Annotated in this window: 15 protein-coding genes; 6 read left to right on the top strand and 9 right to left on the bottom strand. The window is 38.3% G+C overall.

All coding sequences use genetic code 11. From position 1 onward, the window contains the following. The first annotated feature begins 2 nt into the window (after positions 1-2). Positions 3-392, top strand: coding sequence for a hypothetical protein (locus ACN19N_RS15610; protein ID WP_269238785.1), 390 nt, complete (start codon positions 3-5; stop codon positions 390-392). Positions 393-412: 20 nt separating this feature from the next. Then, positions 413-1,573: a glutathionylspermidine synthase family protein gene (locus tag ACN19N_RS15615; RefSeq protein ID WP_269238786.1), complete on the top strand. Its 1,161-nt coding sequence runs from the start codon at positions 413-415 to the stop codon at positions 1,571-1,573. A gap of 34 nt (positions 1,574-1,607) precedes the next feature. Here ACN19N_RS15615 and ACN19N_RS15620 read toward each other — a convergent pair whose 3' ends face one another. After that, the gene (locus ACN19N_RS15620) at positions 1,608-1,922 is read right to left on the bottom strand and encodes a hypothetical protein (protein ID WP_269238787.1); all 315 of its coding nucleotides are present in this window, start codon (positions 1,920-1,922) and stop codon (positions 1,608-1,610) included. A 13-nt stretch (positions 1,923-1,935) separates the two neighbouring features. Next, positions 1,936-2,409 carry a hypothetical protein gene (locus ACN19N_RS15625; protein WP_269238788.1) on the bottom strand — a complete coding sequence of 158 codons (474 nt, stop codon included), beginning with the start codon at positions 2,407-2,409 and terminating at the stop codon, positions 1,936-1,938. 187 nt (positions 2,410-2,596) lie between these two features. On the opposite strand from ACN19N_RS15625, the gene guaD reads away from it, so the two are divergent. From guaD to ACN19N_RS15640, 3 genes are all read left to right on the top strand, one after another. Then, positions 2,597-3,913 carry a guanine deaminase gene (guaD, locus tag ACN19N_RS15630; protein WP_293737884.1) on the top strand — a complete coding sequence of 439 codons (1,317 nt, stop codon included), beginning with the start codon at positions 2,597-2,599 and terminating at the stop codon, positions 3,911-3,913. Positions 3,914-4,137: 224 nt separating this feature from the next. Then, positions 4,138-4,665 carry a hypoxanthine phosphoribosyltransferase gene (gene hpt, locus ACN19N_RS15635; protein WP_018679859.1) on the top strand — a complete coding sequence of 176 codons (528 nt, stop codon included), beginning with the start codon at positions 4,138-4,140 and terminating at the stop codon, positions 4,663-4,665. 232 nt (positions 4,666-4,897) lie between these two features. Next, positions 4,898-5,149 (top strand): GlsB/YeaQ/YmgE family stress response membrane protein, encoded by a 252-nt coding sequence (locus tag ACN19N_RS15640; protein WP_004660536.1) that lies wholly within the window; start codon positions 4,898-4,900, stop codon positions 5,147-5,149. Between the two features lie 58 nt (positions 5,150-5,207). Here ACN19N_RS15640 and ACN19N_RS15645 read toward each other — a convergent pair whose 3' ends face one another. Next, a complete protein-coding gene (locus ACN19N_RS15645) occupies positions 5,208-5,906 on the bottom strand; it encodes a DsbC family protein (protein WP_269229227.1) in 699 nt (232 codons plus the stop codon). A 438-nt stretch (positions 5,907-6,344) separates the two neighbouring features. On the opposite strand from ACN19N_RS15645, the gene ACN19N_RS15650 reads away from it, so the two are divergent. Further along, positions 6,345-7,526: a PilT/PilU family type 4a pilus ATPase gene (locus tag ACN19N_RS15650; RefSeq protein ID WP_269229228.1), complete on the top strand. Its 1,182-nt coding sequence runs from the start codon at positions 6,345-6,347 to the stop codon at positions 7,524-7,526. A 75-nt stretch (positions 7,527-7,601) separates the two neighbouring features. On the opposite strand, the gene ACN19N_RS15655 is transcribed toward ACN19N_RS15650, so the two are convergent. The 6 genes from ACN19N_RS15655 to rpmH form a co-directional block, all read right to left on the bottom strand. Further along, on the bottom strand, positions 7,602-7,937 hold the full coding sequence (locus tag ACN19N_RS15655) for a hypothetical protein (protein WP_004660542.1): 336 nt from the start codon (positions 7,935-7,937) through the stop codon (positions 7,602-7,604). Positions 7,938-8,291: 354 nt separating this feature from the next. Continuing rightward, positions 8,292-9,647: a tRNA uridine-5-carboxymethylaminomethyl(34) synthesis GTPase MnmE gene (mnmE, locus tag ACN19N_RS15660; RefSeq protein ID WP_269229231.1), complete on the bottom strand. Its 1,356-nt coding sequence runs from the start codon at positions 9,645-9,647 to the stop codon at positions 8,292-8,294. A 114-nt stretch (positions 9,648-9,761) separates the two neighbouring features. After that, positions 9,762-11,522 (bottom strand): membrane protein insertase YidC, encoded by a 1,761-nt coding sequence (gene yidC, locus ACN19N_RS15665; protein WP_269229232.1) that lies wholly within the window; start codon positions 11,520-11,522, stop codon positions 9,762-9,764. Between the two features lie 2 nt (positions 11,523-11,524). Continuing rightward, positions 11,525-11,848, bottom strand: coding sequence for a membrane protein insertion efficiency factor YidD (gene yidD / locus ACN19N_RS15670; RefSeq protein ID WP_269229233.1), 324 nt, complete (start codon positions 11,846-11,848; stop codon positions 11,525-11,527). 9 nt (positions 11,849-11,857) lie between these two features. Further along, positions 11,858-12,253, bottom strand: coding sequence for a ribonuclease P protein component (rnpA, locus tag ACN19N_RS15675; RefSeq protein ID WP_420001729.1), 396 nt, complete (start codon positions 12,251-12,253; stop codon positions 11,858-11,860). Between the two features lie 27 nt (positions 12,254-12,280). Beyond that, positions 12,281-12,415 carry a 50S ribosomal protein L34 gene (gene rpmH / locus ACN19N_RS15680; protein WP_000831329.1) on the bottom strand — a complete coding sequence of 45 codons (135 nt, stop codon included), beginning with the start codon at positions 12,413-12,415 and terminating at the stop codon, positions 12,281-12,283. Between the last annotated feature and the right edge of the window lie 668 nt (positions 12,416-13,083).

A 13,083-nucleotide genomic window follows, 5' to 3' on the forward strand; every position in this document is an offset into this window, starting at 1 on the left:
TCATGCGTTCTAAAAAAATTAATCTTGTAGTTGTACCATTATTACTGAGTGCTTGCAGCCATAATGATGGGCCGCTAGTACAAGATGTTTATAACAATCAATATGATTGTGCAACAGACTGGAATACTGAAACTTGTGAAGAAGAAAATAGCTCAGGGGGTGGAAGTTCTACTGCTGGCGTTCGTTATTATGGTGGCTTTGGTTCTGGGCGTTATTTAGGACCACAATATTATCAACATAATCGTGAAGTCTCTTTTAAAGGCAACACCTTGAGACCACATACCAATCTCAGTGTGGGACAACCTTCAATTTCAACCACTGCAAAACGCTATTCTGTATCATCACCTATTCGTGGCGGTTTCGGTCGTGGCGGCTCATCATTTGGTGGCTAATTAAAAGACTGAAACTCAAGATGAAAAGAAAAATCCTTACACCGCGTACCGACTGGCAGCTTGAGCACCAAAAGATTGGTTTTGACTACTTTAACTTACCCTCACTGGATGGTTCGATTTATTGGTCAGAAGGAATTGCCTACGAATTTACATTGAAGCAAATTGAACAGCTTGAAGATGCAGCCAATGAGCTCCACCAAATGTGTTTAGCTGTGACAAGTGATTTGATTCAACGCGGTAATTATCCTGATTATTTCCAGATTCCATCTGCCGCAATTGCACAAATCGAGCAGTCTTGGCGACAAAATGCGCCAATGCTATATGGACGCTTTGACTTTGCCTATGATGGGCGCAATATCAAAATGCTGGAATACAATGCTGATACTCCCACAGGACTGTTAGAGGCATCAGTAGCACAATGGCTCTGGATCGAACAAGTATCTGGGATTTCGAATCGAGATCAGTTTAACAGTATTCACGAAGACTTGATTAAGCGTTGGGGAACGATTCTACCGCGAGGAAGTCACGTGCATTTTGCAGCCTGTCAGGAGGCAGGGCGAGAGGATTGGGGCAATCTAGAATATTTAATGGATACGGCTTTTCAAGCGCATCTACAAGTTTCTGAACTTTCAATGGAAAATATTGGCTGGAATGGACAACGTTTTGTTGATCTGAATAATCGACCGATTCAAAACCTATTCAAGTTATATCCTTGGGAATGGATTTGGGAAGAATCATTCTCTCAATATCTGAGTCCGCAATCGAATTGGATCGAACCATGTTGGAAAATGCTACTCTCCAATAAAGCGATTTTAGTCGAACTTTGGAAACGCTATCCAAATCACCCACTTTTGGTCGAGACTCATCATTTTGATCCACAGCAAAAATTCTCTGGCAAATGGGTGAAAAAACCGATCTTAGCAAGGGAAGGGGCGAATATCCGAGTATTGCAAGATGGTCAAGATCAAGGAGCTGCTTCTGGTAGTTTCTATTTTGATGACTATGATAAATATGGCTATGTGGTACAAAAATGGGTAGAGACTCCATTATTTTCAGGACAGCTACCAACGCTCGGTTTATGGATGGTCGGACATCAATGTGCTGGCATGTCTATTCGAGAAGACTGCTACGACATTATTGGCAATGATGCCCATTTTGCCGCACATTATTTTGTGGAATAATTTGCAGATTGAATCATTCAAGCCTTAACATGAACTATAAGAACAATTTCCCCTTATGAAAATATTCTTTACCCTTAAATTTTAAAAAGGAAGAATAATTATCATCAATCATGATTCGAAGTGGTGCAGAAAAATACAAATCATCAAAGAATCCCATATCTTTACTTCCAAAGTATTGGAGTTTTCCTTGAGGAAATAAATGGCTTAAATTGGTTGGATGGCGATAGCCTACTTGCTCCATGGCTTGCCAGTACTTAATAATTTCTTTATAGGATTGATATGGGGTATACCACAATGCGCCTTCTGCCCCATAATCCAATTGAATCGGAATAATTAAAAATTTACTCATATCTTTTAATTCTTTAAATCCTATGCGCTGCAACCCGTTTTATATAAGACACCAAACGAGTAAAAAATAAAATTTGCAGAAAAATGGTAAAAGCCGAAACACACCATTCGTACCACATTTCAAATGCTGTTTGCGCTAAACCAAAATATTGATAAATTCCCAATAAAACTAGCCCAAAAACAATTCCAAACACAGTATTTTGCATCAAAATAGGAAAAGACAACGCCGTGACTCGATTTAAGAAATGGACACCTTGATCAGCGCCATTGGCTTGATAAGTCCGTTGAATCCCAATCAGCATAATCAATAGGGTCAACGCAGCTTCAATCCCAATAACTCGAATATCAGAATAAGGGGAATACATACCGTAATAGTACACAGCACTCACCACCAATGCCGCTGCGAGATAATAGTTTTTATAATGTTGTTTACTTAGAGTGTCCTCAGCCAACTCATGTGCTAATGCTTTGGTATTCCAATAATACATCTTTATTTTTTCCAAAAAGTATAATTATTGCTGACAATTTACGTATTTACACCGAAAAGTAAAGTGAATTGATTCAATCAATTACTCATACCTCGCTCGGCTTTCTATACTTAAATTAGACGAATAATCCAGTAAAACCAGCAAAATCGAGTACAATCAATCGAAAAAAGTAAAATTGTAGGTTGTTATGACTTTGGCTACTCCCATCACTGTTATCCGTGGTCGCTTCTTAGATATTCAAAAAACTGTTGCTCAAGCAAATCAAATTGCAGATCAAGTCCGTTATCTCGAAGATGGTGTCATCATCACGGAACAAGGCAAAATTCGCTGGTTTGGCACGTGGAACGATGCTCAAGACCATCTTCCTGCAAACGTTGATATTCAGCATTATCCAGAACAATTGATCATCCCAGGCATGATCGATACGCATATTCACTTTCCACAAACGGAAATGGTCGGTGCTTACGGCGAACAGCTTTTAAGCTGGTTAAACACTTATACTTTCCCAACTGAAATCCAGTTTAAAGACAAAACTTATGCGAGCGAGATCGCCAAGTTTTTTGTGAATGAACTGCTTAAAAATGGCACAACCACTGCACTGGTATTTTGTACGGTTCATCCTGAATCAGTAGATGCTTTATTTGAAGCCGCAGAAAATCATCAGATGCGTCTAATTGCAGGTAAAGTCATGATGGATCGTCATGCACCTGAAGCCCTGTGTGATACCGCAGAGAGCGCCTATGATGATTCTAAGGCACTCATTGAGAAGTGGCATGGTCAAGGTCGTGCTTTATATGCCATCACCCCACGCTTTGCTCCAACCTCTACACATGAACAACTTGAAAGAGCAGGGCAACTCAAAGCTGAATATCCTGATGTTTATGTACATACTCATCTAAGCGAAAATAAAGATGAAATTGCATGGGTCAAAGATCTATTCCCAGTACAAAAGGGTTATTTAGATGTCTATCATCATTATGGCTTAACGGGTCAGCGTTCCGTATTTGCTCACTGCGTTCATTTAGAAGATGCTGAATGGCAATGTATGCATGAGACTGACTCTGCAATTGCGTTCTGCCCAACCTCAAATTTGTTCTTAGGCAGTGGTTTATTCCCATTGAAAAAGACATGGCAGCAACAGGTTAAGGTCGGTTTGGGAACCGATATTGGGGCAGGGACTTCTTTTAGTCTATTGCAAACGGTCAATGAGGCTTACAAAGTACAACAGTTGCAAGCTGACAAATTATCAGCTTACGAATCGCTGTATCATGCGACCTTAGGCGGTGCAAAAGCCTTAGATCTCGATGACAAGCTAGGTAACTTCAATTTGGGTAAAGAAGCTGATTTTGTGGTGTTAAATCTCAAGCCAACAGCATTGCAACAATTACGTCAGTCTCGTGCTAAATCACTTGAAGATAGTCTATTTGCATTATTTACCATGGGGGATGATCGAAATGTCGAGGCAACCTATATCTATGGACAAAAAGCCTATAGTCAAAACTAAAATTTTAAACAAACAAAAGTTTGGATTTTTATTGTTGGCTATTGGATCTGTAGTGCTATTGAAACGTGACAGTACATCTGCTCAAAATGAAACATTTTCTTCACCATCAAAAGGTGCATGAAATCTGATTTTGTTTTAAAATTGCCATATTAGCTCAAGATTACGAGGTGTTGCAGGTCAACACCTTTTTTATTTTCCCTTTTTTAAGTTTTAGGAATCTACCGATGACCATTGCAATGCGCATTATGATTTCGAGCGAAGAGATTCAAGCCAAAGTCAAAGAACTTGGTGAAAAGATCAATGCACACTATGCTCAAAGTGATAAAGAACTGGTATTGATTGGCTTACTGCGTGGCTCAGTCATTTTTATGGCAGATTTATGCCGTTCAATCGAAAAACCACACGAACTCGATTTTATGACCGTGTCTAGCTATGGTGGCGGGACGGTTTCAACCCGCGATGTCAAAATTTTAAAAGACCTTGATGGCGAGATTCACGGTAAAGATGTGCTTGTTGTTGAAGATATTATTGATTCAGGCAATACCTTGAGCAAAGTGGTTGAAATGCTTAAAACACGTAACCCGAATTCAATTGAACTGTGTACTTTGGTGAGTAAACCATCACGCCGTGAAATTGATTTGGACGTAAAATTCTTAGGTTTTGAAGTCGAAGATCGCTTTATTGTTGGTTATGGACTGGATTTTGATCAGAAGTATCGTCACCTTCCTTTTATCGGTGAAATTGGTCTTTAATCACTACATGCTCTAACGATATATAAATTATAAGCTTCATCTTGCGCTGTAATCGAAGCAGCGCATGACTCAGGTGCTAAAAGCGCCTTTTTTATTCTAGCTTGTTAATCAAAGCACGATAAAGATTGCACAAAAATACGACATAACTCAGTAATCCACTACAGACAGAGTTAGGCTAAATCTAGCAGGATAATAACAAACAAATACTATGGTAAAACAAGGAGAAAAGGTGATGTGGTCTCTCATTGTAGCGATTGTGGTCGGTTTTTTTGCAGGTTTAATTGCCCGTGCGTTGCATCCTGGTGAAGATAAAGCAGGATTTATCGTTACCACCTTATTAGGGATTGCAGGTTCATTATTAGCAACCTACGGTGGCCGCTTACTTGGATTATATGGTGAAAACTCAGCGGCTGGCTTTATCGCATCCGTCATTGGTGCCATTATTATTTTATTCATCTACAATCTAGTCACCAAGAAAAGTTAGAACAAAATAAATTAAAAATGCCCAAATCATTTTATTACAATGTATTGGGCATTTTTATTTATAAACCGAGTTCTTTCCAAATCATCCGAATGTCTTCAGCACTCCGCCCGCCAACCATTTTCAGACCATTCCCGAATATCAGCGTTGGCGTTCCTTCTATACCTAATTTTTTCCCTAATTCTAGATTGCGATCAATCGGATTAGCACAGTTTTTTTCTTTAGGCTGTACATTCTTTTGCAATAAATTTTTCCACGCGTAAGCTTGGTTAGGATCACACCAAATCGATTTTGAGACCGTAATCGATTGTGCTTTTAATGGGTAGATAAACGTATAAATGGTGACATCATTGAGCTTATCCAGTTCAGCTTCTAATTTCTTACAATATGGGCAATTCGGATCTGAAAAAATAGCGAGCTGCTGTTTGCCATTGCCCTTTACCGTTTTTATTGCATCTTTTAAAGGTAATTGTTTCCATTCAATTGAATTTTGCTTTAGAACCAAGTCCTTGGTCAGATTCTTTTGATCTTTTAAACGAACCATCGAACCAATAAACATATGTTGGGCATTTTCATCCAAATAAATAATCTGATTGTCTAAATTGGCACTATAAAGTCCTGTCATTTCTGTTGCTTGAATATTGCTAACATGAATATTGGGATATTGCTGATTTAAATTATTTTTTAAGGTTTCTACATTTGCAAAAATCATCGCAGATGTGCAACTCAATAATGAAAATAAAGCGATTCTTTTTAACATGTCTCATACTCAACTCATAATTAGCGCTATTTTAATCAGGCTTATCCTCATAAATTGCACAGCTTACTCAGTCACAACCAAAAGCCAACCAATCATCGTCATGTTTCACGTGGAACATCTGTTTTTTTTAAAGTGGTTTCAAATCACAGATAAAAAAGCTCGTTTTGGTAAAAAAATGACAAAAATTCTCACATTGTATTGATATTCATATAATAAATAAAAATCAAACTAGATCGTTTGGTTTATTTTTGGAATAATTAAAACAGAATCAGCAAGGCAACTTCTGTTTTTTCATTATGCTTGAATAGACAGAGATGAATTACAGAACTTTTGGGGCTTCATTTTAAAGAAATAAGGATATGTTTTCCTTTGCATGATTAGTTTTAACTTCACATCCTCTGACTATGTTCAGTCTTGTCTTAAAATTTAGGTATATCCATGTATAATTCGGAACTATTAGAAGAAGCCAAAACGTTTATGTTTCATATGCTGACCAAAGTGGTCGAATATGGCGGCTCAGATTTATTTATTACAGCAGACTTTCCACCGAGTATAAAATTACAAGGTTTGATGCGTCCGTTGGGACAGCAAATCTTAACAGCAGAAAAAACCAAGCTATTTGCATATAGCCTAATGAATGAAAAACAACGCCAAGAGTTTGAAAACGAATGGGAATGTAATTTCGCAATCAACATTCCTGATGTATCTCGTTTTCGTGTTAATGTATTTAAGCAACAACTACAAATCGGCATGGTCATCCGAACTATTACCTCAGAAATACCCACTTTCCAAAAGCTCAAACTTCCAGAATCTTTGAAAAATGTCATGATGGAAAAACGTGGCTTAGTATTAGTCGTAGGAAGTACGGGGTCAGGTAAATCAACCTCATTAGCGGCAATGATTGATTATCGTAATGAAAATTCGGCGGGGCATATTATTACGGTTGAAGACCCCGTGGAATATGTACACAAGCATAAGAAATCAATGATTACCCACCGAGAAGTAGGTGTAGATTGCCATACTTGGCACCATGCCTTAAAAAACACTTTGCGTCAGGCACCTGATGTAATTCTGATCGGTGAAATCCGTGATACTGAAACCATGGAACATGCGATTGCTTTCGCTGAAACAGGGCATCTGTGTTTAGGGACGCTCCACGCAAACAATGCCAACCAAGCCTTAGATCGAATTATCAACTTCTTTCCAGATGAACGTCGCAATCAATTACTAATGGATCTTTCATCCAATATGAAAGCCATTATTTCTCAACGCTTGGTCCGTACTCAAGATGGTCAAGGTCGTCGTGCAGCCGTAGAGATTCTACTGAATACACCATTAATTGCAGAAAATATTTTAAAAGGTCAATTTCATAATCTTAAAGAAATTATGACTAAATCTCGTGAATTAGGTATGCAAACTTTTGATCAGGCCTTGTTTGATTTATATAACGAAGGTGCAATTAGTTATGATGAAGCGTTACGTAATGCTGACTCATTGAATGAGTTACGCTTACAAATTAAGCTGAAAAGTACTCGTCAAGAAGGTGTTCCAGCCAGTGCAGCAACTTCTTTAAATATGCTGAAAGAAGACTCTGAAGAGCAAGAAATGCAAGGCGTTTAAACATAAAAAAACAGCCTAAATAATAGGAATTATTTAGGCTGTTTTTTAAAAATCTAAAGATTTATATTCAATATTTTAGGAATCAATTGAAAATTTCTTCTTTAAAGCATGCCAATAACGAATCATTTTATTCTTAAAATTTATGATAGTTGCTTTAAAACCGACTTCTTTTTTCGGTTGGTGCTTTAATCTCTCTTGTAAAAGTTTTTCTTTTTCCTGAATTTCAGCAAGTTTACGTTCTTTTGCTTGTTGTTGTTCTTTGACCTTATCAGCTACAGTCTGACCTGTACCTTTGCAAGGTTTGGATTGGAATATAACAGATCCATTCTCTTTACATTGATAGATCTCTGTTTTCGCATAAATAAATGTTGAAAACATACAAAAAAATACAGCCAAAATAAAATAGTTCACGGTATATAACCTAATATTAATTTTAGAATTTAATCAGTTTCTCATCACTAATTTTAAAATATATTAATTTATATTCACAAGATAAATTCAAGCTATATAAGCAAAATAATGAAACGAATTAATAATTTTTAAGTGTATTTAGGCAATTAAACATACGTAAAAAATCAAAAACCACCATAAGTGATTGTATTTTATTTATTAATTTAAACAACATACATGTTTACTTTTTAGCTGTTACTTATTAATCTAAAAAAATTAATTCTTTATTTGGGATAAAATACGCAATAAATTCTACAAAAAAAGCACTAAGAAGATATTCTTAATGCCTATATAAAATTTTAGACTCTTAAAAAATTACTTTCCAATACAGAACGAACCAAAAATCTTTCCGAGTAAATCATCGGCACTGAAATCACCAGTGATTTCGCCCAACGCATTTTGAGCCAGTCGCAGTGATTCAGCTACCAGTTCACCTGCATTAAACACAACTAACTGCTCACGTGCTTCTGCAAGATAACGCTGAGTACGCTTCATTGCATCTAAATGACGTGTTCGGGCGATAAAGGTGTCTTCCTCAGGTTGGAAGCCCGCATGCGTTGTAATCGCCTCTATGAGCGCCTGAACACCCATATCTTGTTTTGCGGAGACACTGATATGACGGAAGCCTTGATAATCACTTAATGTGGCATCTTGCCCCGTTAAATCGCATTTATTGCCAATCAATAGCAACCTTTTGGGTTCTAAATGATCAGCAAAATACTCATGTGCAAGCTCCAATGGTTCATCACCTTGATTCAAGTCATACACCAACAGCAATAAATCTGCCTGTTCGATTTCCTTGATTGCACGACGAATCCCTTCTTGCTCAACGATATCGCCAGTTTCACGCAAACCTGCAGTATCAGTTAGGGTTATCGGCAAGCCATTTAAACTGATCTTTTCATGTAGTACATCACGAGTAGTACCTGCAATATCAGTCACAATGGCACGCTCATGGCCTGCGAGCGCGTTCAACAGGCTGGATTTACCTGCATTTGGCTTACCCGCAATCACCACCTGTAAACCTTCACGCAATAGCTGTCCTTGACGAGCAGACTGCTGTACCGCTTGAACTGAGTCCTGTACCTCATCCAACAAAGCCAGAATCTTGCCATCGGCAAGGAAATCAATTTCTTCTTCAGGGAAATCAATCGCCGCTTCGACATGCAAACGCAAGTGAATTAGTTTTTCTAAAACTGTATTAATTTTGGTTGAGAATACACCTTGCAAAGAGCGGACGGCAGAACGTGCTGCCGCCTGTGAAGTGGCATCAATCAAATCGGCAATTGCTTCTGCTTGCACCAAATCCATTTTGCCATTTTCAAAAGCACGCATAGAAAATTCACCTGCTTTTGCAGCAGTAGCACCCAAGTCAAGTAAACGTGCTAATAACGCATTCTGAATCACAGGACCACCATGCCCTTGTAACTCCACCACATCTTCACCCGTAAACGAATGTGGGTTAGGGAAACATAATACGATCCCTTCATCCATCACCGAGCCATCGGCATCACAAAACTGACGGAAGCCTGCCATTCGTGCAGCAGGTAATTGTTTTTGGGTCAACTGTTCAGCAATGGCATAAGCTTTAGGGCCAGAAAGTCGAATCACGCCCACACCACCACGACCTAATGGGGTAGCAATCGCAGCAATTGTGGTTTGATGTTGCATGTTAAATTCACCTAAAAAACACAAGGGTTATGAAACAGGAACCCTAAATACAGACAAAGAAAAATCCGCCTAAGATTACCATCTTAAGCGGATTTATTCAGTAAAAGTTCGAACTTAAGCGCTCGGCTCAACTTTGTTGAGACGGTCTTTTTCGACACCTTTGTTAATAAACCATTGTTGCAAAATGGTAATACTATTGTTGACGATCCAGTAAAGCACGAGGCCTGCAGGGAAGAACAACATGAATACCGTAAACATAATTGGCATGATACGGAATACTTTGGCTTGCATTGGATCAGTTGGTTGAGGGTTCAACATTTGCTGAACGAACATGGTCACACCCATGATCAACGGCAAGATAAACCATGGATCCATCGCAGATAAATCTTGAATCCAACCTAACCACGGTGCATGACGGAGTTCAACAGATTCCATCAATACCCAATACAAGGCTAAGAAAATTGGCATTTGTAATAGCAATGGCAAGCAACCAGACAATGGGTTAACTTGTTCACGCTTATAAAGTGCCATCATTTCTTGAGAGAAACGCATGCGGTCTTCGCCAAATTCTTCTTTCATGCGTTGCATTTCTGGTGCAATCACACGCATTTTCGCCATCGAACGATAACTTTTTGAAGAAAGTGGCCATAAAATCAACTTCACTAAGATCGTCAATAAGATAATTGACCATCCCCAGTTACCGATAATGTTATGGAAAAATTGCAAGCCCAAGAACAATAATTTAGCGATCGGCCATAACCAACCATAGTCTACAGTTTGGTTTAAACCAGCAGCTAAATCTTTAAGTTCAGATTGAACTTTTGGACCGGCATACAATTTTGCGTCTACTTCCATTGAAGTACCAGCAGGGACATTGATCACAGGAGAGGTAAAGCCCATGATATTCATTTTATCATTAGACTGACGTGATTCTAATTTCGCAGCATAAGGCTGACCATCAGCCTGAGTCAGTTTTAAATTCCCAGGAATCCAAGCACTGACAAAATAATGCTGAACCATGGCAACCCAGCCACCTTTGGCTTCAACATTTAATTTTTCGTCATTAAAATTGGCAAATTTTAACTTGTTATAATGCGCTTCTGGTGTACCCCAAGCGCCACCAAGATAAGTACCTAAGGTGAAAATACCTTGTGAAGACTTGCCTGGATCATCCGAATTATCACGCTTTAACTGACCAAACATTTGACCTTGCCAGTTTTGCTGACTACGGTTAATAACTTGATGTTTAACAGTAATTGGGTAATCGCCTTGCGTGAAGGTGAACGACTTGATCACTTCCACACCTTCAGGTGTTTTAAATACCAACGGCACAGTCAACACTTGATGTGTTTTACCATCTTTCGACGCTACACTTTTCGCATCTGCCAAGGTGTATGCTGTTTTCTCAACATCATACATTGGACGGCCGCCACGGCTGCTATCTGGCCCATTTAAACCAATTAACCCCGATTGAGCGACGTAGGTACGTTTCGCATCACTTTCCAGCATGACAAACGGTTTGTCGCTGTCTTTGCTTTCATCATGGCTTAACAATTCAATACGGACGATATCACCACCTTTTGGATTGATCCAAAGGTGATAAAGGTCAGTTTGTACTGAAATCAGTTGCTGACTCACAGATGTATTATGTTCTGTGGTTTGTGATGCAGTCACATTTGCTTGTGGCAAGTCTGAAGCCGCTGTTGCATTTTGAGCGTTTGGCAAATCTGCTGATACTTCATGTGCAGTCACAGTCGCCGCTTGTTGTTGCGGTGCTGGTGCAGCATGACCATAATCTTTTTGCCAAGCCAAAATAAGCAAATATGCGGTAACAAACATGGCTCCAAGAATTGCAAATCTGGCCCATTGTTGCATATCTATAATCCCAAATGGTTAGAGAGATTTTGCTTGAATAAACGATCACGAAAGGGTACAGCAACGTGATGCATTTGAGAATCTATTTGATGAAACGAAATAAAACGAAGTGCTTTGCGTGGTACTGGATCGTAGCCTGAGCCGCCCCAAGGATGACAACGGCAAATTCGTTTAGTCGATAACCAGACACCTTTGACCGTACCATGTGTTTGCAATGCTTCAATCGCATATTGCGAGCAAGTAGGAATATAGCGACAACGAGGACCCAATAATGGACTAATAGCAATCTGGTAACATCTTATCAACCAATGTAGTAATCGTACCATTGGAGATCTCTAATTTTGTGAGGATGTTATAACAGCTTTTGAATGCTTTTTTGCTAAGCGTTGTAATTTTTGCCAAGCAAACTCTAATTGTTGATGTAATTCTTGATTTGCGATTGCTTCTATACCAACTTTAGGCATTACCACAATATCGATATCAGCATTAAATTGCACTTTGTGTAAGCGAAAGCTCTCCCGAGCAAGACGTTTTATTCGATTTCGTTCATGAGCACGACGCACTTTCTTTTTAGCAACAACAATACCCAAACGGCTGTTTGGCTGTTCGGTTAATCTTGCTAAAAAAAGGAAATGGGGCTGGTGCACTTTAAAAAGTGCACCATCAAATACACTTTTGTAATCAGCGGCACAACGAATACGAGATTCAATGCCGAAACTGTAAAGTGCCATCACCCAAATCTGGTCAGCTTAACAGTATTAAACAGTTAAGCTATGACGACCTTTTGCACGACGACGAGCTAAAACTTGACGACCTGCTTTAGTAGCCATACGAGCGCGGAAACCATGAACGCGTTTACGCTTTAATTCAGATGGTTGGAAAGTACGTTTCATATCGAAACTCCCAAAATGATCTTTCTATAAAGGTCCGCGATTTTATTGTGCAATGTTTACGCTGTCAATGGAAAATCAAAAACTTTACATTTTGTTTGTTCTGTTTTGAAGCAATAAGACACCTAGTAAATATTTCATATAATGGAAAACAAAAAATATACACAAGCTATCTCTTTATATTATATCAATATTCAACTATATTCACAGCTTACATACAGGCTTATCAACAATCAAGATTCTAATTTTAAATTTAATTCTTGGATTTTAAATTTAAATTTCGATATGCTTAGTTATCCACAATCCAATCCTATCCTATAAGTAAATTCAAATTTTAAAATTTAAATTTATTCTTATTAGCATCCAGTTTTTCTGTGGAAATTGATGTTTTTATATTAGTAAACATAAAGTTACTTTGTGGATAACCATGTTTTTATTAATTTTATAAATTGTGGATAACTTTAAAATCAAAACTATCCACAGCTTGTGCAAAAAGTTATACACAAGTGGTTTTAAATTTAAATTTATAATCAAATGCTTTCTTTTTCGGCAAAAGTCTCATAAATTTGCCTGACAGATGTGGATAACTTGGTTAGAATGGCGACCCCTTCGAAAGATGGGGTTGGTGGTTTCTTTATTTTTGAATTTAAAATGGATATTAGGGGATGCAC

It is taken from the genome of Acinetobacter sp. LF10 (genome assembly GCF_048585715.1).
In the GTDB taxonomy this organism is placed as follows: Bacteria; Pseudomonadota; Gammaproteobacteria; order Pseudomonadales; family Moraxellaceae; genus Acinetobacter.